The organism is Fodinibius roseus (genome assembly GCF_900129315.1).
GTDB classification, from domain to species: Bacteria; Bacteroidota; Rhodothermia; order Balneolales; family Balneolaceae; genus Fodinibius; species Fodinibius roseus.
Genome location: NZ_FQUS01000008.1, coordinates 171,294 through 192,252, shown reverse-complemented (window position 1 = coordinate 192,252; position 20,959 = coordinate 171,294). Strand labels below are relative to the sequence as shown.

General features: G+C 47.7%; 13 protein-coding genes and 2 pseudogenes. 1 reads left to right on the top strand and 14 read right to left on the bottom strand.

The genetic code is table 11. The features are described 5' to 3' along the window. Window positions 1–22: 22 nt before the first annotated feature. From BUB16_RS21475 to BUB16_RS09510, 7 genes and pseudogenes are all read right to left on the bottom strand, one after another. Window positions 23–310, bottom strand: coding sequence for a hypothetical protein (locus tag BUB16_RS21475; RefSeq protein ID WP_170864343.1), 288 nt, complete (start codon window positions 308–310; stop codon window positions 23–25). Between the two features lie 324 nt (window positions 311–634). After that, a pseudogene (locus BUB16_RS09535) lies at window positions 635–1,708 on the bottom strand (IS3 family transposase). A 112-nt stretch (window positions 1,709–1,820) separates the two neighbouring features. After that, a complete protein-coding gene (locus tag BUB16_RS21090; RefSeq protein WP_280173651.1) occupies window positions 1,821–2,078 on the bottom strand; it encodes an integrase core domain-containing protein in 258 nt (85 codons plus the stop codon). Between the two features lie 60 nt (window positions 2,079–2,138). Beyond that, a pseudogene (locus BUB16_RS21085) lies at window positions 2,139–2,711 on the bottom strand (IS3 family transposase); the annotation flags it as partial. Between the two features lie 482 nt (window positions 2,712–3,193). Next, window positions 3,194–4,477 (bottom strand): hypothetical protein, encoded by a 1,284-nt coding sequence (locus BUB16_RS09520; RefSeq protein WP_073062952.1) that lies wholly within the window; start codon window positions 4,475–4,477, stop codon window positions 3,194–3,196. 117 nt (window positions 4,478–4,594) lie between these two features. Continuing rightward, window positions 4,595–5,320 carry a glycosyltransferase family 2 protein gene (locus BUB16_RS09515; RefSeq protein ID WP_073062880.1) on the bottom strand — a complete coding sequence of 242 codons (726 nt, stop codon included), beginning with the start codon at window positions 5,318–5,320 and terminating at the stop codon, window positions 4,595–4,597. Between the two features lie 223 nt (window positions 5,321–5,543). Further along, window positions 5,544–5,798, bottom strand: a complete 255-nt coding sequence (locus BUB16_RS09510; RefSeq protein ID WP_084088162.1) for a response regulator transcription factor — start codon at window positions 5,796–5,798, stop codon at window positions 5,544–5,546. 1,177 nt (window positions 5,799–6,975) lie between these two features. On the opposite strand from BUB16_RS09510, the gene BUB16_RS09500 reads away from it, so the two are divergent. Beyond that, complete coding sequence (locus BUB16_RS09500) at window positions 6,976–7,428, top strand: hypothetical protein (RefSeq protein WP_073062875.1); 453 nt, start codon at window positions 6,976–6,978, stop codon at window positions 7,426–7,428. Here the strand turns inward: BUB16_RS09500 and BUB16_RS09495 are convergent. From BUB16_RS09495 to BUB16_RS09465, 7 genes are all read right to left on the bottom strand, one after another. Next, window positions 7,425–8,687 (bottom strand): FG-GAP repeat domain-containing protein, encoded by a 1,263-nt coding sequence (locus tag BUB16_RS09495; protein ID WP_084088161.1) that lies wholly within the window; start codon window positions 8,685–8,687, stop codon window positions 7,425–7,427. The genes BUB16_RS09500 and BUB16_RS09495 overlap by 4 nt on opposite strands. Window positions 8,688–8,896: 209 nt before the next feature. Then, window positions 8,897–11,689 (bottom strand): PVC-type heme-binding CxxCH protein, encoded by a 2,793-nt coding sequence (locus BUB16_RS09490; protein ID WP_073062871.1) that lies wholly within the window; start codon window positions 11,687–11,689, stop codon window positions 8,897–8,899. Between the two features lie 780 nt (window positions 11,690–12,469). Beyond that, a complete protein-coding gene (locus BUB16_RS09485; protein ID WP_084088159.1) occupies window positions 12,470–13,651 on the bottom strand; it encodes an alginate lyase family protein in 1,182 nt (393 codons plus the stop codon). Window positions 13,652–13,703: 52 nt separating this feature from the next. Continuing rightward, window positions 13,704–15,221, bottom strand: coding sequence for a RagB/SusD family nutrient uptake outer membrane protein (locus tag BUB16_RS09480; protein WP_073062868.1), 1,518 nt, complete (start codon window positions 15,219–15,221; stop codon window positions 13,704–13,706). Window positions 15,222–15,263: 42 nt separating this feature from the next. Further along, window positions 15,264–18,608, bottom strand: a complete 3,345-nt coding sequence (locus BUB16_RS09475) for a SusC/RagA family TonB-linked outer membrane protein (protein ID WP_073062939.1) — start codon at window positions 18,606–18,608, stop codon at window positions 15,264–15,266. A gap of 40 nt (window positions 18,609–18,648) precedes the next feature. Continuing rightward, window positions 18,649–19,728 (bottom strand): FecR family protein, encoded by a 1,080-nt coding sequence (locus tag BUB16_RS09470; protein ID WP_073062865.1) that lies wholly within the window; start codon window positions 19,726–19,728, stop codon window positions 18,649–18,651. Window positions 19,729–20,180: 452 nt separating this feature from the next. Continuing rightward, window positions 20,181–20,810, bottom strand: coding sequence for an RNA polymerase sigma factor (locus BUB16_RS09465; protein WP_073062862.1), 630 nt, complete (start codon window positions 20,808–20,810; stop codon window positions 20,181–20,183). Window positions 20,811–20,959 lie beyond the last annotated feature (149 nt).

Here is a 20,959-nt window from a genome sequence, read left to right as displayed (position 1 = left end):
CCCTACTCTTTAATTTTATATCTTAAACCCCATCACTTGTACACGTCCCTGAACCTCCTGTTGCTCTCCAATTAGTTATACGATTACAAGAAGCACAATCAACATAAGAATAATTAAGATTTCGTTTAGCCATTGAGTAGCATGGAATACTTCCACCACCAGACCCTCCAGATCCTCCAGAGGACCCAAAAGCCAAGGCGTTAAGCCCGCTTAGACTGAAGTTTGTATTATTCATACTTGTCGTTACGTTGAAACCCATAAGCAGGGCGAATGTTGCTATAGCCGTTATTTTAAGAATCGTCTTTTTCATAATAATTGGTATTTTGCGTTAGAAGTATAAGAGTCAGGCTCCTCATTACATTGTTTAGCAAATTGTGAGCACTACTACTGGTATATTGACAGTCTTGCTCTTAATTTATATCCACAGGATGTTAACTAATCATTTATCTTCAATAAATCTTCTATAGATATTTAGCAATTTCAATATCTCTTTTCAACATCTATAACTACTCATTATTTTGAGTAATATAGATCGTTTTTCTCAAAATTATATTGGCTATTCTTATTCGATTCTCAATATCTGGTCCTGTCAGCTTCCCTATTTTTTGGACCATTCAAAAGTAGAGGATTTCGGTTAAGGTAGAAGTTCTACCGGTGTTTTATACCCCAGCGATTTGTGGGGTCGGTTGTGGTTATAATCATATTTCCATTGCTGGGTTTTCTCTCGTACTTCGCTCAGGGTTTTGAATATATAAGCGTTCAGCAGCTCCGAGCGAATGCTGCCGTTGAGCCGTTCGACGTATGCGTTTTGCGTTGGTTTGCCTGGCTGTATAAAGGCCAGGGTAAGATTATTGTCTTTGCACCAAAGGTCTAATTTTCGAGAGATAAACTCCGGACCGTTATCCACCCGAATCATCTCTGGGAGCCCGCGGGATTCTTTGAGGTTTTCCAGTACGCGGATCACCCGTGGGGCTGGCAGCGAGGTATCCGTTTCGATCCAAAGGACCTGCCGGTTGTAATCGTCAATGACGTTAAGCATGCGAAACGTGCGGCCATCCCAGAGGCTGTCATGTATAAAATCAAGGCTCCACACCTCATTGGGCCCTTCGGGCTGGAACAGCTGCTGCTTTGCCCGTGCCGGCAACCGTTTCTTCGCTCGACGGCGGATATTTAGCCTCAGGGCCGTATAGACCCGATAGACGCGCTTGTGGTTCCAGGGGCGACCCATCGCCCGCAGGCGGTGATAACACTGCCAGAAGCCAATAGCCGGATGCTTGCCGGTCAAGGCCAGAAGCTCGTCAATGATGAGTTGATCATCCTTCGGCTTTTTCCGGTAACTATAAGTACTTCGTGGGAGCGATACTGCTTTACAACCCTGACGAATGCTTACCTTATGATGCTCACGCATGTAGGTAACCATCTCCCGCCTTCGTTCAGGGTTTACAGCTTTTTTTCGACAGTATCTTTGAGGGCATGATGGACCAGGCTCAGGTCCGCGTACATGCGCTTAAGTCTGGAATTTTCTGCTTCAAGCTCTTTGATGCGAGCTAACTCGCTGACGCTTAGTCCGCCATACTTGGCTTTCCAGTTGTAGAAAGTTGCATCGCTGATGCCGTGCTCGCGACTGGTGCCAGCGAACCTTCAGTCCCTGCTCCTGTTTGTTGAGGATAGAGATGATTTGGGATGCGCTGAATTGTGATTTTTTCATGATAGAAAGTAGTGAATTTTATCTACTTTCAAACGGTCAACTTTCGAGTAAGCTTACAGTCCCAATGCGGAATGGAATTGCAACAAAAAAGTAGACAGTGGGTTAAGGTTGATTAAGCGGCTACCGATTGTTGTGTTAAAAGTTGTTCAATTTGAGCCGGAGTCCGGTAGTCCAGGCTCGAATGCAGGCGATTGCGATTATACCAGACCTCGATATAGTTGAATACCGCCCCTCGTACCTGTCCGTAGCTGCAGCCGCTGGTGTCAGTGGGCAGCTCGGCTTTGAGCGTTTTAAAGAAACTCTCGGCCGGAGCGTTATCCCAACAGTTTCCTTTACGGGACATTGATTGGGTAACGTTGTAGGCCGCCAGGGCATTGGTGAAGGCGGCGGCTGCGTACTGTACGCCCTGATCGGAGTGAAACAGCAGCTCCTAGCCCGGCCGGCGCTTGGTGCAGGCCTGCTCCCAGGCGACGATCGTGGTCGCTTCGGCGTCCATGCTGTCGGCCAGTGACCAGCCGATGATTTGTCGGTCGGCCAGGTCCATGATCGTGATCAGATACAGCCACCCCTCGCCACTCGGCAGGTAGGTAATATCACTAACCCACCGCCGGGTAAGGCGCTCGGCCTGAAAATCGCGCTCCAATAGATTAGGCGCCACCGGAAATTCGTGGCCCGAATCGGTGGTCGAGACCCAGGTGGGGCGAATTTGGGAGGCAATTCCCGCCTTCTTCATCAGCCGGGCGACCCGGGGGCGGCTGAGCTGTTCTCCATCGGCCAGCAGGGCTGCGTGAATGCGCGGGCTGCCATAGGTCTTGGCTGAATCTTCCCATATTTGGGCGATTTTGGCTGTGAGTTTCTTATTCTTTAATTCGCGATCAGAGGGTCCGCGACCGACCCACCGGTAGTATCCGCTGCGGGATACGTCCAGTACCTCGGACATTCCCGCTATGGAAAATTCGTGTTTGTGGTCATCCATAAATTGATAAATCACTTGGGGTGGTTGGCAAAGATGCCCATGGCCTTTTTAGGATATCGCGTTGGGCTTTAACGTCGTCTAGCTCGCGCTGAAGCCGGGTTATCTTTTTTTCTTGCGGGGTTTGTTTTTCCACCCCATTGCCCGGGAAACTGCGCTCCGGGTCGGATTTATATTCCCGGCGCCAGCGATAAACAAGCTGCAGATGAAGCCTAAATCGGTGGCAAGTTTCGAAATATTATCACAGTGTTCACTTTGATTGACAACGTCTAATTTAAATTCAGCAGTATAGGTTTTTCGTGTTTATTTTTTATTTATGGTATGGTTTGGTTAATTTGGTAACCGTAATATATACCTTAACCGGGTGTCCACCAAAATGTAGTAAGTTTAGAATAGTCACAAGTATAGTTGGTATTTCAAACGTTATCTTTTCTGCTGAAATCATTCCTAGCTATTTCTCATCCACAGCATGAGCTAATTCAAAATTTTAGTATCTATAACCCTTGACGTTGCTATTCTTTGATTAGTCTGTTTTCCAAATAACTACTTTCACTCAAGTGTTTTTCAAGTGTTTGTTTTACATCCTGGTTTAGCGTCTGCATATTTTCCCATACTTTGGTCCGTTGGTGAGTGTATCCGCAAAGAATAATCAAATAAACACTCACAGCAACTATAATTATACTTTTCTTTGCTTTACTCCTACTATCATTTAACAACCGAGGTATAAGTGTATAGGTCCCTATCAAAAAAAAACCAATAGAACTTAAGTATATATACCGATCTGCAATAACCCACCTACGAGAAATTGGGATTACATGAAGCACCAATGCAATATTAATAAAGAAAAATAATCCCCCAAACACGTGAACTCTGTTTATATAACGCCTATATTCTATTAGAAGCCATATAAATACTGCGGTAGCCACGGGATAAAACCAAAGCCGTAGAGGTAGCGACTCTCCTCCATCCATCGGGAAAAAATATATATGCGATAAACTATGAGGAGTTAATAGTTTTATGATATATTCCCAAAAACTATAATTAGCAAAAACAACTCGCTGATACAATGGATATAGGGCATCCATCCCAAGTGGACCTGAGCTATATATTTTTTGAACCCATATGGTAAAACATCCGAAAACAATAGCAGATACTACGAATGGCATTTTTTCCAGCCAGAGTTTCTTATTCTTTACTGTAGTGCGCGTCGCCAAGTCTATAGCCAATAATGACAAGAAAAAAACAATCGCCTGCTCTTTGGAGAGCAATGAACACAGGAACAGAACTAACGTTGCCAAATAGTATCTTTCCTTCTCCGTTTCCAAGTAGTAGAGGTAAGCTAACAAGCCGGCAAGATAAAAAAAGCTGTAAAGCAATACTTTAGAGGCGCTAATCCAGGCGACGGCCTCTACTTGCATGGGATGCAAGGCAAAAAGAAAGGAGGTTCCCCAAGCAACCCAATAACAAGCTTGCTTCTCAAGAACAACCCCTTTGATAAGAGGTAACAACTTCTCAATAAAAACTCCTACTAACAAAAAATTCAAGATATGAATAATCAGGCTTAGTAGATGAAATCCAAAAGGTTTCATCCCTGCCAATTCTTTTGTTACCAAATAGGCAATAGTATTGATTGGAGAATACTGGCCCTGATAATGTTCAACAAAAATTGAATAAATCCCCGACCAGTTTAATTCATTCAAATACGGATTTCCCGTGACCATCCACTGGTCATCCCAATTATTCAAAAAATCATTATATAGAATAGGAGAATATACAATCGCAATAGTAGCGCTCATTGTAACTACTATAACGCTTTGGACTTTTCTTGACTGCAGGTAATCTTGTACCATTTTGAACTGTGTAAGAGGATATTAATAACAAGTAGATTTCAACTAACAATAGCATTGGTAGTTTTACTCGAAAAGAATCCGGCCGAGTGATTTAAGTTCCTGCCATAATATGTGGGGTCGTATGTGAGTAAATTCTATCTCCTTTTTTAAATTGACAACAGTTCTGTCAATCTTTAATCCTGACTTTGATGCATTATTGAACAATTCCAAAGCATAGAGGTAACTATCGATTTTTGATTGTAGGAAAATTTCTTTGCTTTTTAAATTTAACCCCTTCAACCCGCATTGAGTGTCGTCTATATTAATGGTCATTAAGATTTTAAGTAAATAGCGGAAAGTCTTTGAAATCATCAACCTCATAAAGGGAACATTCCTATAATAAGATGTTTCACGATATCCTAACATGAGATCGTTACCTGCTAAAAGTCCATCGTAAATTTTAACCATACTTTCATTGGTATAGGGGAAATCAACATCTGTTAAAATTATATAATTATTTTCAGTACAAGACATTCCTCTTCTAAGAGCATGACCCTTTCCTTTATTATCAGCATATGATATGAATTTGAAGTAAGGAATCGCTGATCGAATAGTTAATATGTGGTCTTGATTTATACCACGAACCGAACCATCATTTACCAAAATAAGCGTACATTTATGGCCGATACTTTGTTTAAAATAATTAAATGAATTGATAAGATTTACATGCCATCCTTTCTGAGGATTATAGCAAGGCACGACAACATCTACCGGATGCTCTTTTTTATATTTGTTCTGGAAGGGTATCATCACATCAGGTATGTAACCTGAACTTTGATATTTCTTTTCTTACATAACCTTCCAGACCATAAGCGCTTATTTTTACAATTAATCATTCTGATGGCCCAAGGTTTGATTACTGGCTTGGTTACTTTTGATATTCAAATACTGCCAAACATCTTGCAAGCTTTCAACCCCGGGCACTACTCATTATTTTGAGTAGTCGACTTATGCCTTTCATCAGAAATACTTCTCAGGATGTACTACTCTTGACGTTCTCTATCCACCGTTTGAGAGCGCCTCGCCCTCTTAAATTCAGTTTTTTACATATTCGATACCGGTGGTTTTCAATAGTACGGACGCTCAAATGGAGGTCATTAGCAATTTCGGAAGTCGTCTTGTCCTCGATTATAAGCTTTAATACCTCGCCTTCCCGACTGCTTAACTTCAATAACGCCTGCGTATACTTTTCGCTTGGTTGATTTGATGACTTTTGCTCTCTATCCATAGTGGTGCTCCCCTGTTTAAAAGTTGTATCCCCTTTTAATAGTAAGGAAGTTAATGATACTTAAATTTGATAAACTCGAACAACAAATGAAAGCATTTTATCCGTATACCTTTCTTTTTATTTTATTTCTCTTTTTATAAAAAGCCTATTTTAAGTATTTTTGTACTTTATACAATGTTAAAACAGGATGCACCATTTTTATCAGAATGAATATAAACGAAATAACTTTATTATGTAACCTTTCGTATCAGTAAAAAAATATTTCAAGATCTTGTACTAACCCCTTAAAAATTTCGGGAAGATAGTACGCACTACCTTACGGTCCGGCGGTTTTTATCCGTTTAGATTAAACACCCTCTTCACTCATAATTAAATACATAGATGGCGTCGTTGTTGTAACTTGATCCATAAAAAGTTTTATGTTCCTCATCCACGTCAAAGGTTGATTAATCATATTCCTCGGGTATGAGATATTGAGCTGTGGGATTTCCATCAAGAGGTAGATATAATGATCGGTGACCTGCAGGTATTGATAAAAATGATCTCTTCCTATCACTGAATGACAGGGAATTTTTACGCGCTCGACGTCTCAGCGTATATCCTTATCCTCACAATCCCTTTTCAGCGACCATATCCTGATATTAAAATTTGGCAAAACCGAAGAACAAATGAAAGTTTTTTTCTACACACCTTTTGTTGCCAAACCATTAAGAAATTACTGTACCTTTTCAATATGTTAATTCAGAAATGAATCGTTATATTTTAGGAAGAGCCATCGAGGTATTCATTCGATTATGCTCCACAAACTTTGTTTATTATCTCCGATCCAGGGAGTCAGAGAATTAGATCACATAGCTATTAAAGAATTACAGGGAGCTTTGAAAACCAGGAATTTTGATCAATATCAAAGCCTGAGCGATTTCAAAACCGCAACATATAAGGCATATATGAGGATTTTGAATGAGCGAAAATACAGAGAATGGACAAAAGGACGGTTTTGCAAAGTTCTCTTACAGTAGTAGTCAGGCTAAATAAATTATCTCAGCCATGGAGAAAGTGTTCAACAAAGTCTCTGTAAAAGAGACCGGTAATGATTTCGAATATTGGAAAAAACAATCGTACGAAAAACGACTGAAAACACTCGAAGAAATTCGCAAAGAATACCATAGATGGAAATATGATTCTCAATCCCGATTTCAAAGAGTTTATACAGTCGTTAAACGATAATAATGTCCAGTACCTGATTGTAGAAGGTTATGCTGTAGCCTTCCATGGTCACCCTCGCTATACCAAAGATCTTGATATTTGGATTAAGGGAGATCCCGTAAATGCCGGACGCCTTCTCAAAGCCCTTGACGACTTTGGCTTTGGAAGTTTAGATCTAAAAAAAGAAGACTTTTTAGACAGCGATCAAGTTGTTCAGCTCGGTGTCCCACCTAACAGAATTGATCTGCTAAATGATTTAAAAGGGATTGATTTCGATGATTGTTATTATCGTCGAATCGAAGTAGAATTAGAGAACTGTACAGCTAAATTCATTCATCGATCGGATTTGATTACTAATAAAAAAGCTACTGGTCGCTACCAGGATTTAGCTGATATAGAGAATTTGGGCGGCCCAGATAATTAGTGTTCCGGTGGATGATTCAAAAAGACAAACGTCCCGTTCTTGTTGGAGGTCACAATATCGGGATAGCCGTTGCCGGTCACATCGCCGGTGTCAAACTGCACGCCGACGCCCGAGTTGTCATCCACGAGGTAGGGGACAAATCCCGCGCTTCCGGGGCTGCCCCGCTGCAGGTTAAACCAGTATACCACAGCGGGCGCATTAGGCTCGAGTCCGCCTTGCGGACCGTGGGCCCAGAATCGTTTCCCGGATACGATATCTTTCACTCCGTCCTGGTCCATATCCGCCAGCTCCAGGGCGTGCGGCTGTGAGAAACGCACGCCATAGGGATTGTCACCCAGCAAGGCGCCCATAATCAGGCGTTGTTCAAACCGGATCTCATCCCCCTCCCGGTGTTGCCGGTACCAGGCCAGCCCCCACCCGTGGGCATCGAGGCTGGTGATCACATCGTTAAGCCCGTTCCCGTCCACATCATAGGCATACATCTGTGCGCCCCCGGGACCGGCAAACGCGGCTTCGTGGTATTTCCATTGGTCACTCATCTCATCTGTTCCGGGGTTCTCCCACCAGCCCTCCTTTTTGAGGATATCCTCATGCCCATCGCCGTCAATATCGCCGATCCCCAGTCCATGGGTGAATTTACCCCAGTCGTGCCGGCCGGAAACCGCCGTGAACGACCACGGGCGGGTCGGATCCCCCTCATCCCGAGCGGCATATCCCAGCCGTCCCCCGGTGTGGAAGACCAGCTCCAGGGCCCCGTCCCCGTTCAGATCATAAAACTGCGGTGACTCGTTATCCACGGACTCATGGATCAGGTGAGGGTCCCAGTAGCCGCCGGACTCGCCCGGGTTTTCATACCAGCGGGCGGACTCCCCGGGGAAACCCACCACCAGGATGTCGTTTCTCCCGTCCCCGTTTACATCATCCACACCGGCTATAAAATTGTCGGAATAGTTTCGGGGATCAAACATCCGGGGCTCATAAAAGGCATGCTTGTCGTCGAAGTCCGGTCCTTCGTACCAGTACGGACCGGCCACCACATCCGGATGGCCATCACCGTTCAGATCACCGATGGCCGCACCCTCCGCATAAAAGGTGGAGGAGAGCTGGATCTTCTCAAAGGTGTGCCCGGACCCCTGTCCCCATACAGGCCGGCAGGCCAGACACAGCAGCAGGGCCGCCCCGAGCAGGGGGATTGTCCCCGGTCCGGGTGATAAGGTCTTCATGGCACGTAACGTTTTCATCGTATGCTGTTTTTTCATGGGGGACTTGTTTTTTTATCCATTTCATTACAGTGCGAGCTTTGCAAAACCGTTGTTTTGCCCAACCCTTACATCTTTGAGATTTTAAAATTCTCGTGTAGAGTCTACACACTACGGTTTTGAAATCGCTCAGGGACTGGCATTGAACAAACCCCAGGTTTTTCAAAGCTTGCTACAGTATAGTAAACAGTATAATAAATAATGGGCGATTAATCCGCTTGCCCGAAGATCGTCTCCAGCTCCCGGCGGGCCTGATCGTACCGGTCCGATTGCGGCTTCTGCTCTAATTGTCCCTCTACCTCTTTAAGAAGCTTCCGGGCCTCCGGCGTCCCGATAGCCCCGATACGCCTAATCGTAAAAGTGAGAATGCCGGGCAATTCGGTATTCATGGCCATCTCCGCAGCCCGCTCCATGTCCCGGGTCACCAACGGCTCGGTACCATACCATATCATCAGCGGCAGGTTGTGATCATCCGCATCCTCGGAATGGCCGTAAAGCCCCTCCACGATGGACCACCGCTGAGCCGGGGCGATGCGCTGGAGCGCCGAGGCGATATACAGGCGGACCAGCGCTGAGTCCTCCTCCCGGGCCATCCGGGCTATTTTTTTGAGGGCTCTCTCCGGTATATCGTTATCCTCGCCCAGCAGCTGCAGGGCCCAGCTTCTCAGGTACTCGTTTTCATGATCCAGCAGATCGATATACTCCTGATCGCTGAGTCCCTCTGTCACATGCAGCGTCCACAGCGCGCGGAGCTTCCGGGTGATATCCGGGGCGCCTCTCAGCATTTTCCGCAGGGCCTCGTGCACCCGCTCATCCGGCCCCCGCTCGTGCAGGATACGCCGCGCGTGCCGCACGTACCACTCATTGGTGTGCCGCTGGTATTCCACCAGCTCCAGGCTGGATTTCTCCTTCAGGTTCACCCGGACATGCTCATCCTCTGCGTGGCGAATGTTGTAAATGCGTCCCAGCGTCTTATTATGGACATCCGGGTTCGGGCTGTGACACTGGTTTTTGTCATACCAGTCAATCGCCCAGACCGAGCCGCCGGGACTGTACCGGAAATCCAGCCACTGCGACCAGGAGTCGTGGGTCTTCAGAAAATCCTTCCCGTGTGAGGCGCTGTAGCCGGAGCCTTCCCGCTCAATTTTATCCGCATTCACCCGGAAGCCGTGAATATTATTCATAAACAGCGTACTGCGGAATTCCTGCGGCCAGTGGTCGGCCCCCAGGTAAAACATCGCTCCCGCATGGGCATGGCCGCCCCCTGCCGAACCCGAGCGGTGGTTGCCGGCGTGGGGACCCTGATCCCCCACCCAGTGGACGTGGTCGGCGATGGTTTTGATGTCATCATAGGTATGCGGGTTCTGGTGGTCGCCGGCCTGGCGCCGGTACCGGGCCCCCTGGATCACGTGGAACAGGTGCGGAATCACGCACGCCGTAATAAAGGGATGACCGTACGCATTAAAATCGAGTCCCCACGGGTTGCTGGTCCCCCTCGCATACACCTCGAACTCGTGGCGGGTCGGGTGATACCGCCACACGCCGGCGTTGATCTTTTGCCGCTGATCGTCCGGGGTCCCCGGCTTGCCTACGTTGGACTGGGTAAACACCCCCTGCACGCCATAGAGCCAGCCGTCGGGTCCCCACCGGAAGCTGTTGAGGGTCTCGTGGGTATCCTGGTAGCCCCAGCCGTTCAAAAGCACCTCAGGCTCGCCAGCAGGGCTATCGCCGCTCTCGTCGATGGGAATGTACAGTAAGTTCGGCGCCGCGCCCACCCACACGCCTCCGTGGCCCACTTCAAGGCCGCTGACCAAATTCAGTCCTTCGATAAAAACCTTGCGGCTGTCAAGTTTGCCGTCCCCGCTGGTGTCCTCGAAAATAAGGATGCGGTCCTTCCCTTCCCCTTCCGGGGCCCGCTCCGGATAGGTATGCGCTTCGGCCACCCACAGGCGTCCCCGGTGATCCAGGGTGAAGGCGATCGGGCGGACGACGTCCGGTTCGGAGGCGGCGAGGGTGACCGAAAACGGGTCCGGCAGTTCCATCTCTTTGACAGCCTCCTCGCCCGAGAGACCGGCATTTTCGATAATATCCCGCGGCGGCAGGATCACGATATCCTCCGGGCTAAGCTCATCCCGAAACCGGGGCCTTTCCGGGTAAAACCGGAAATCATCAAAGCTGATATGCGCCCACCCATTATCCTCGATATAGGGGATCTGGGAGACGCCCGTTTCCTTATCGATCAGCCGGATATAGATCTGTTGGCCCCTGTGGCCTCGCAGATCCACCACCACCGGACGCAGCCGCTGGTGGTCATTGCCGGTAATCTCAAAAATGGTCGTATCTGTTTCGGCCGCCACAATTTCAACGCGCGTCTCCTTCAGGGCGCCCCCCGATACCTTAAACGCCGCCCAGGGGTGGGTGACCTCAAACGCCGGGGAGGTCAATGTCCCGGTCGCCTGAGCCTTCTTTGTGCCCCCGCTGCTCACGTAAAACTGCCCGCTGGGATCCACATCCATATCCTCTTCGTATAGCTCCGACGACCGATCCGACACCGGCTGGCCCGTAAACGCCCCGCCCTCGGCCGACCAACCCTCCAGGCTCGCGTACTCAAAGTCCAGGTTCACCGGCTGCCCGTCTTTTTGCGGGATGATCCCTTCCGCAACCGTTTCCCCGGTGGAGGCGCTGATAATCTCGAACCGGCCCTCCATCCCCGCGGCCCGGTGGCCCGGGATACTGCAGTAATAGGTGTCGCCGGATTCGGCGACAAAGGTGACGCTGGTGGAGGCTCCTTCTTCAATGATCGACTCGCTTTGAACGTCCATGCCTTCCAGGGCGATATCGTGGGTCAGCGTCTCCCCGTTTACGATCGTGATGCGCACCGTTTCCCCCTTCCGAGCCTGCAACGTCGGGTTTCTGATCCCGTCAATCTCCCCGCCTATCCCGGTGTACCCCGTAATAACCGCCTCCAGGGTATACGCACGGTCTGCCCGATCCGTTTCCATCGCTTGTTTCTCCCCGGAGGGGGATGTTTGTGCCGCAGTTTCCGCGGGAAACCCCGTAACAATTAACGCGGCTCCTATTATATACAAATATACGCATGCATACTCGCAGAAATGCTTCATGTCAGTCACGGGACCCCGACCGTTGTATTGTCTTATTTCGTATCAGAGACTTTGCAAAACCGGGAATTTTGATCAATATCAACCCCTGAGCGCATTTAAAACTACGGCATATAAGACATATGTGAGAATGTTGAATGCGCGAAAATACAGAGATTGGCCATAAGAACGGTTTTGCAAAAGTCTCTATCATTATCCCCGGCTATTTGTTAAAGGAATCTCGAATTCCAAGGTAATTTCTCCTGTTCAATAATTCAAAAAGTTATTTCTGCTCCACCCGCCCCTGAAATAACATCTTACATATACAACTATAACCCGTTATGTTCGCTGCATATACTTGTTTTGGTAAAATTAGCTAAGAAAAAACTTGCCCATTCATGTGGCAAAAAGGAAAGCTGACCCAACAGGGCACCGGAGGACGTTAGATTCTTTTCATATCTCCCATCCAAACAACGCTTTCATATCATAGGCGCTAAACGGATGTTAGAAACCAATCGCAGAACGCATTATATAAAATAAGATATAAGAAAGGAATCCTATCATCTAATCCTGCATAAGCATCTGATCCCATCCTCTAAACTTGCACGGGCGCGGCTTCCGGCTGCAATGACTAAAAACGGAATTCCAGCACCACAAGAATCCAATTCTTTGTTACAATCCTGCTCAGTCGACCCACAAAAGAGGCTGCCGGATCGGGTAGTTCCGTACGACCTCGGGGGTGGAGGGATCGGGATCGAGGGTTTTCCACAGCTCAATATATTCGGGCTTATCCAGGGCCAGTCCCCCAAACAGCAGCGCCGGGTGCCGCACCGGCCACTGCTCGTAATACATCACATCCTCCCCGTAAGGCCAGCTGCTCTTGTCTTTGATATACGGGTACATAAACGCCAGGGCGTCATCGATGGATTTCCCGTCCGGGGTCTCATAGATCCACAACTCATGGCCGGGTCTGGAGATAATGTGGACCAGCGAAGTCATCACATCCAGGTTAAACAACGAATAGCCGTACGGCTTGGTCCGTTCCAGCTCATCCGGAAAGCTCCCGTCCCGGGCCATCTGGTCCGGCAGCAAGGTCTCTTTATACAGCCTGCGGCACTCCTCCAGGACCGTCTCGTCCCCCACCATCCGCGCGAAGGCGCTGGCCTGCAGGGCCCAGGCAGTGCTGTGGTTATTCCCGTGGGTCTTCTCCTCCAGTCCGAAATCGCTGGTCGTCAGCCACTCCAGGTACGCCGAGAACCACTCGTGGAGTCCCGCCGCCGTCTCCTCCGGCAGGGCGCCCGCCTCCCCCAGTACCTTGATCGCCTGGGCGACCTCCACCAAATGGATGGTGTCGATAATCCCGATACTCCGGCCTTCATTTCGACCCTCGATCGCCTGGGAATACTGCAGGTTGGGGTTCATTTTGGTCTCTTCATCAATAAACCAGGCCTGCAGGTGCCTGGTTGCTTCCTCGCCGTATTGTTGCTCCCCGGTCACTTTGTAGGCCGCAACCAGCGCCGGCACCATCTGACTGAGCCGGCGCATGGCCCGGCGGTGGGCCAGAAAGTTATCCGGGTTGCTTTTCCCGTCCCGGCGGATGTACGGCCCCTCCGGGTTGTCCGGGTCCGGCCACCAGTAATCCCCTTCGGAATAATAGTCATGGCGTCCCCCGGCGCTGCGGGGAGATACCGTATCGGTGACCGTCACCACCGGGGCGCCGAGGATGCTGTCGGCCGCCGAAAGCACCCGTTCCCGCTCAATTTGGACCAGGTCTACTTCCGGTCTCGGATTTTTCGCAGTTTCCACGCCGCAACCCGGCAGGCAAAACATCACCGCCACGAAAAGAACCGCCGCATATGATATCATGAGAGACCTGCAAGGGTTGTTCATCCTGTATAATAACATACCGTAACCAATTCTAATACCCGTTGTTACTGCCGTCCGGTCTCAGGTTCGGATTTCGATCCAGCTCATCCTGGGGCAGCGGCAGCAGGTAATGCTTGGAAGGATCTACGCTGCGTGTTTCCAGCGCATCCGTTCCCGTAAAGACCTCCTGCAGCATATCCCGCCTTACAATATCGTACCACCGTTTGTATTCGAAAGAGAGTTCTATTCGCCGCTCTTCCATTACGGAATCCCGGAAGGCCGTTTGAGACAGCCCCATGGTCAAGTCGGCCGGGTAACTATGGGCACTGCCATCAGCGCTCCGGGCCCGGTTGCGCACCTGATTGATATAATCATAGGCGTTCTGGGTGGGACCGCCATTAATTTCGTTCAATGCCTCTGCAGCAATAAGCAACACTTCCGCATACCGGAAAACGGTATAATTGATATCTGAGATGCTTCCGTTGGCATTAGCGTTACTCCCGGGGAACAGGGCATACTTAGCAATATGCGGCCTCGAGAAATTATATTCCGTATAGGGCTTCATCTCCCCGCCTATCAGCGCTTCTTTTTGAAATCCTACCTCCTTGCGATAATCCTCATCATTAAAACTGTTGAAGACTTTCATAGAGGGGACAAGGACACTCCATCCCTGCTGATCCGCGTCACGGATACCCGTTATAGGAGCCATATAGTCAACATTGGCCGGCCATGATCCGGTTACCCCGCCCAGGAAATCGATGGTAAATATATGTTCCCGGGTATCATGGTTATCAGCATTGAATAACTCCTGATAGTCATCGACCAGACCGTAGCCAAACCTGTCTTTATTCTGTATGACAAACTCAGCCATTTCTGCAGCCTTGTCATAATTTTCCCTGGTCAGATAGACCGAAGCGAGCATGGTTGCCGCTGAACCCACGGTGGCCCTGCTTCTGATATCTCCATCATGGGTGTCGGGCAGGTGATCCATCCCAAATTCCAGATCATCAATAATGCCTGTATATATCTGATCGGGAGCGGTGCTTTCGATATCATTAACCGAATTGGGATCTTCTACATATTGATCTATATACGGCACGGCACCAAACAGCCGCACCAAGTGATAGTAGGCCAGCGCTCTGGCAAAACGAGCTTCAGCTATAAGCGCATTTTTCCTGTTCTCATCCATCTCCACGGATGGGATCCCATCAATGGCGTTATTTGAAGCACTTATGACCCGGTAGAACTGGGGCCACACGGCCGAAATCATCCCGTTGTTGGGATCATGGGTGAAAGTGTTCAGATTAATACGCCGGGAGGCCGTACCGGGGTCGCCGATATCGCCCATATCACTTAAAAGGGAAAGGGTAAGGGGTAGCTTTCTGCCATAAAGCGATTCATATGCCAGTTCAGCATAAGCCCCATTTACGGCATTCTGGGCATCCTGGGTAGTTTTAAAGTAGGATTCCGGCGCTAACAGGCCCACCGGGTTTTCCTCTAAATCAGTACAACTGCTAATCGATACGATTAAGATTACAAGTGTTATGACGACAAAATTTAAATTTTTCATATCTGTATAGCTCTATAAATTTTATTTATGACTGGAAGCATTTTAAAATCCAATATCCAAACCAACAGTAAATGATCGTATGTTGGGATAACTGGCATAGTTTAACCCGATATTCGTATTGGAATTTTGATAACTTACTTCCGGATCATACCCGGAAAAATCGGTGAACGTAAGCAAGTTCTGTCCACTTGCATAAATTCTTGCCGACCGCACCCTGCTTCCTAATACGCTTGCCGGAATATTGTAACCCAGGGAAATATTTTTGACCCTCACATAAGAGCCATCTTCGACCCACTGTGAAGATACGATGGCACTGCGGCCCGAGGAAGCCCTCGGTATATTCGTATCTGTGTTGTTTGGAGTCCACCGGTTTGTCGCTTCCGCGAGCTGATTGCTTTTACCCGACATCCACAACAATTCCATTCTTGTAAAATTCAGCATATCATTGCCCGCTGAAGCCTGAAGAAAAACACTCAAGTCAAAGTTTTGGTAGCTGAAATTGTTTGTAAATCCCCAGATATAATCAGGATGCGGGTCCCCTATGATCGTCTGATCAGAGTTATTAACCGTGCCATCACCGTTAATATCCCTAAACTTAACATCCCCCGGCTGCTTGTTGGGTTCGGCACTGAAGTCATCTCCTTCCTGGTAAAGGCCGTCGAAAATCCATCCATAAAAGGAACCGACGGGTTCTCCCTCCCGAAGAATCTGGGATTCGGTGGAAATCATATGTCCCGGTGCCTCGCTGTACTTGACATCCCCGCCGGCAAGTTCAGCTATTTTGTTCCTGTTGAAGGAAATATTCAACCTTGTTGACCAGGAGAATTGCTCCGTCGTAACATTTTGGCTATTTATCGACAGCTCAAATCCCTTGTTTTCAATGCTCCCTATATTTTGAAGAGATGTTCCATACCCGGAATATTCCGGAAGCGGGATATTATACAACAAATCCTCGGTTTTTTTATGGTAATAATCAGCCGTGATATCTATCCGGTCATTCAGCAAACCGATGTCAAGTCCAATGTCATATTGCGTGGTGCTTTCCCATGTCAGGTTGTTATTGGCCACATCGGTGGGACGAATGGCATTTACAGGCTGTCCGCCTACCGTACTGAATACCGGCGAAAATCTTGCCAGCGACTGGTAGGTTCCAATTTCGGTATTCCCCGTAATGCCATAACTTGCTCTCAGCTTTAAGTTGCTGAGGACGTCGGAATCCTCCAAAAATTGTTCATTGGAAATATTCCAACTTACAGCGCCGGATGGAAAAAACGCCCATTTATTGTTTTTACCGAAACGGGATGAACCATCATACCGGCCGGTAAAGGTTAGCAAATACTTGTCATCAAAATTATAGTTCAAACGACCATACCAGGACGCCAGTGTCCATCTTGACAAGTATGAACTCGGGCTTTGAAAGTTTGATCCTCCATCCAAATTCCAAAAGGAGAAACTGTCACTGATAAAGTTTTGGTTACTCGCATTCCACCCCTCCGAGCGGTAATGCTGATAGGAAAAACCGCCGCTAAAATTAACCGTATGAACCCGGGCGAAGGCATGCTCGTAATTCAGGTAATTCTCATTGATAAAATTGGTGCTTTTACCGGCATTTATGGCCCCTGAACCTCCTGTATTGCGTCCTCCGACCAAGGTCGTCGGCACAAAACTTCCATACCGGCCATTGTTAATATTGGCTCCGGCCGTAACTCTTAAAATGAGATCATCCACAATAGAATATTCCCCGAATACATTACCCTCGAAACGATCATCAACATTATCTGACTCCCGTTGTGTTGCAACGGCATAGGGATTATCATGCGGGTCTCCTATTCCACTTGTCGTAAATTCGTTATTTTCATCATAAACTCCCTTCGTGGGCTCAAATTTAAATGCCCCTGAGATGACCCCGGCACCTGTTGTCCCACTGCTCCCTTCCTGCGTTCTTACACCGTTCTGTTCGGAACGAGCAAAATACAGCTTACCCCCAATCTTGAACTTTTCAGAAGCCTGGATATCAATGTTACTTAACACGCTCATTCTCTTATAATCTGAGTTAATAATGACCCCCTGCTGATCATAAAGATTACCGGAAACATAATAATTTATCCTGTCCGTGCCCCCCGAAACGGAAAGCTGGTAGTTTTGCAAATAACCGTCCCGAAATATTTGCTCCTGCCAGTCAGTACCCTCGCCCAGGGAAGAGGCGTCAGGATAAGGTACGTCATTAGCATCTCCTCCCCCATTGAGATGAATATCATTCATAAATGATCCGAATTCAGAAGCATTGAGCAAATCAAGTCGCTTTGTGGTTTGTTGAAATGAATTCGAGAGCTTTAAATCAATCTGGGTATCTCCCTCATAACCTTGTTTTGTGGTGATCAATACGACGCCATTTGCTCCCCTTGCCCCATAAATAGCAGTCGCAGAAGCATCTTTCAACACTTCAATTGATTCAATATCCTGAGGGGGCGGCGGTGTACTTCCGGGGAAGCCGTCTACGACATACAGTGGATCACTACCGGCATTGATGGACGTTCCGCCCCGGATCCGGATCCTGTAGCCGGTTCCAGGCTCTCCTCCATTAACACTTTGAACCTGGACTCCCGAAATTTTTCCCTGAATGGCATCGGTCATTCCCTGGCTGGGATAGGTATTAATTTCGTCACTTGAAACCGAGGAAATGGATCCTGTTAAATCACTTTTCCTCTGCTCTCCATAACCCACGACAACCAGCTCCTCGCCTGCAATAGTCTGTGGCTGAAGGGCAATGTTTAACTGTTCCCTGCCGTTGATCGGAATTTCCTCCCGCTGGTAACCGATATAGGTGAATACCAGCGTATCCTGCAGAGAAGATACGGTCAATTCGTAGTTTCCACTCTGATCAGTTGATGCTCCCGTGGAGGTTCCCTTTACCAGTATGTTTACGCCCGGAAGCGTCTCGCCCGACTGTGCATCCGTAACCGTTCCTGAAATCGTTTCCTGTCGTATCGAAATATCCGCAGACCAGTCGGATTTCTCCATAATCACATATGTCCGGTCGGTTTGCTTTTTATAGACCAGTCCCTTTTGAGAAAGCATTTCCCCCAAAAAATTTGCGAGGCTGTCGGACTTCATCTCCGGGACGGCAATGAATTTACCCTCCACTAAGCGGTCATCGTAGAAAAAGGAGATGTTGTGTGACTGCTCGATCTCCTGCAGAACCTCCTGTAACGTCACGACCCGTTCCACTCCTTCTTGATGCAGTCTCTCGTATTCATTTAAGGTGTAGTAGTTATCCGTCGTCTGACCATAGGCCATGTTATCTATGCCCGAGCCGATACAACCGACCACCATCAACAACAGAGCTATTCCTATGAACGTATATAATTTGTTGCCCTTCTTTTTCATAACAGCAGTTTTAGATTTATAGTTAGCTTTTATTACGTTTTTAATGTTCAAAATCCCGGTTCGAATACTGTTTGCCTATATAAACGGCCCGGTCCGTAACCTCTATGGGAGTATCAAGGGTATTGGAGAGTGCTGACGTAATTACATCCAGGCTGGTATTATCTACCGATCCGGATATCTTGCGCTCATATAAATCCGTATCCCTGACCACCACTTTTACGCCATAGGTATTTTCCAGCCGGGCGATTACATCCGATAAAGGCGTTTTATCGAAGACCAGCGTGTAGGTGGTCCAGGAGGTATACACCTCGGGATTGACAAATTTCGTGTGGATCGGGTCACTTCCCGCGCTGAATTCGGCCAGCTGGCCGGGTTGCATGATGGTCTCTTTCTGTTGGTTGGCAGGTACCAGAGCCACCTCCCCCTCTTCCAGCACGACTCTCGTATCCCGGTTTCGCGTAGAAACCACAAACTGTGTCCCCATCACTTTCACGGTGCCCGAGGACGTTTTTACTCTGAAGGCGGCACTGGTGGCTTGCTCCCGTTTTGCTACCGAAAAGTGAGCTTCCCCGTCCAAAAAGACTTCCACGGCATTCGGATCAGACGGGTCCATCGTATAAACCAAACTGGAATGAGCATTCAGCATGATCTCTGACCCGTCGCTTAGGCTTATCGTCTTGCGTTCCCCGTAGTCCGTGACCACTTCATTGCGAACCATCTCACCGGTCTGGTTCGGGTCCGGCTGAGAATCGGCAAAAAAACGAACAGCCAACCCGGTTAACGCTACCAACAAAAATACAGCCGCTGCCCGGTATATCCATTGCAGACCTGTGTTTCGTGATCTGCCGGATCTATTAACAGCATGGGCGCTGTCTCTACCGCCCACCATTTTCTTCTGCAAACGATCCCACGCTTCCTGCTGATCAGGCTGAGAAGAGGGTTGAATACTCAATCCCGTGATCTTTTGCTGAGCCCGTATGGCCGATCTGCGGTTTTTGGAATCCCCCGCAACCCACTTGTCCCAATAGGATTTCTCCTGCTCTGAAGCACTCCCACGTACCCAGCGCCTGAAGGACTCGTTTTCGATCAGCTCGTCAACACTGTAATTGGCTTTTTTCAATGGTTTCCCGTCGATTCTTTTTCTGTTTCATTCAATAGACGGGTGCGAAATGGAATTGTAATCAAAAAAATTGCAGCTTTTTTTTACCCGGTTCAATTTTTTTTAAATACGTCCGGAAATATTCCACCTTTGAACCGTACGTATCAAGGACATCGTACACTGGTACACTACACGAATTCACCAGGCTGAGGAGAAGCAGAGAAGAATCATACCTGAAAAAAACGAATAAAGAACCTATGTGAATGTGACCGTAAAGAAGGGATAAAAGCAATGCATTTCTTCTTGATGTTCCACCAGGCCACCGGTTTTGTATTACAACGGGGGGATAAAAAGTCCGGTATTCTACTGAAATCAAGATCAAAAGGCAGAAAATCGAAGCATATAGTCCATATGGATCGTTTTCAACCGACCGATAACATCGTCAAAGGGCAAAAGAACGGTTTTACCCATGCTCAAAACGATAAAAGTCCCAATAACAGCACTCCCAGGGCCACTTCTGAGGTCAATATTGCTTTTAATGACTGCAGTGCTCTGTACACATAGTTCCGTGAGGTCTGATAACTCACAGACATAATCTGCTCGATCTCTTCATAATTCATCCCTTCATAAAATTTCAGGTATAACACTTCACGCTCCTTGGGGGTGAGTTGATTTATAGCCTCTTTTAATGCTGTTGACTGGATCGCATCTCTCTCATGGCGGATAATAAGTTCCTCGGCCGTAAATTGCATCCGATCACGGGTACCTTCGAGCTTATTCAGGTATTTTTCTTCTGTTTTCTTCCTGCGATGAGTATCGATCATACTCCTCCGTAAAGCAGTCCATAGATAGGTCTTTACTCCTTCCACCTCATCCAGCTGGTCTCTTCGCCGCCATAGTTTAAAAAAAAGCTTTTGTATATGATCCTCAGCAACTGCGGGCTCCCCGCTAAATTTCACCGCATAATGATACAGATCGTCGTAATACGTTCGAAACAGATATTGAAAGGCGTCACAATTCCCGTCCAGGAACGCCTTCCAGGCTTCGGAATCACTTAATGTCTCATACTCTGAATCACCGCCCGACTGTATCGGTTCTATCATAAATTCCGGTCAATATTGATATTATTCATCAGCTGTCATCCATTGTAACCCAGCACTAATCCATCCTCACATCATCCAGGAATATCTTTTATTAAAGAATCCTTTACAAAACCGTTCTTTTTGTCAATTGCTGTATTTTCGCGCATTCA

What these genes read in the sequence shown, in the direction of transcription:
- BUB16_RS21475 (WP_170864343.1), bottom strand. Translation starts at nt 310, where the DNA reads ATGAAAAAGACGATTCTTAAAATAACGGCTATAGCAACATTCGCCCTG.
- BUB16_RS09520 (WP_073062952.1), bottom strand. Translation starts at nt 4,477, where the DNA reads ATGAGCGCTACTATTGCGATTGTATATTCTCCTATTCTATATAATGAT.
- BUB16_RS09515 (WP_073062880.1), bottom strand. Translation starts at nt 5,320, where the DNA reads ATGATACCCTTCCAGAACAAATATAAAAAAGAGCATCCGGTAGATGTT.
- BUB16_RS09510 (WP_084088162.1), bottom strand. Translation starts at nt 5,798, where the DNA reads ATGGATAGAGAGCAAAAGTCATCAAATCAACCAAGCGAAAAGTATACG.
- BUB16_RS09500 (WP_073062875.1), top strand. Translation starts at nt 6,976, where the DNA reads ATGATTCTCAATCCCGATTTCAAAGAGTTTATACAGTCGTTAAACGAT.
- BUB16_RS09495 (WP_084088161.1), bottom strand. Translation starts at nt 8,687, where the DNA reads ATGAAAAAACAGCATACGATGAAAACGTTACGTGCCATGAAGACCTTA.
- BUB16_RS09490 (WP_073062871.1), bottom strand. Translation starts at nt 11,689, where the DNA reads ATGGAAACGGATCGGGCAGACCGTGCGTATACCCTGGAGGCGGTTATT.
- BUB16_RS09485 (WP_084088159.1), bottom strand. Translation starts at nt 13,651, where the DNA reads ATGATATCATATGCGGCGGTTCTTTTCGTGGCGGTGATGTTTTGCCTG.
- BUB16_RS09480 (WP_073062868.1), bottom strand. Translation starts at nt 15,221, where the DNA reads ATGAAAAATTTAAATTTTGTCGTCATAACACTTGTAATCTTAATCGTA.
- BUB16_RS09475 (WP_073062939.1), bottom strand. Translation starts at nt 18,608, where the DNA reads ATGAAAAAGAAGGGCAACAAATTATATACGTTCATAGGAATAGCTCTG.
- BUB16_RS09465 (WP_073062862.1), bottom strand. Translation starts at nt 20,810, where the DNA reads ATGATAGAACCGATACAGTCGGGCGGTGATTCAGAGTATGAGACATTA.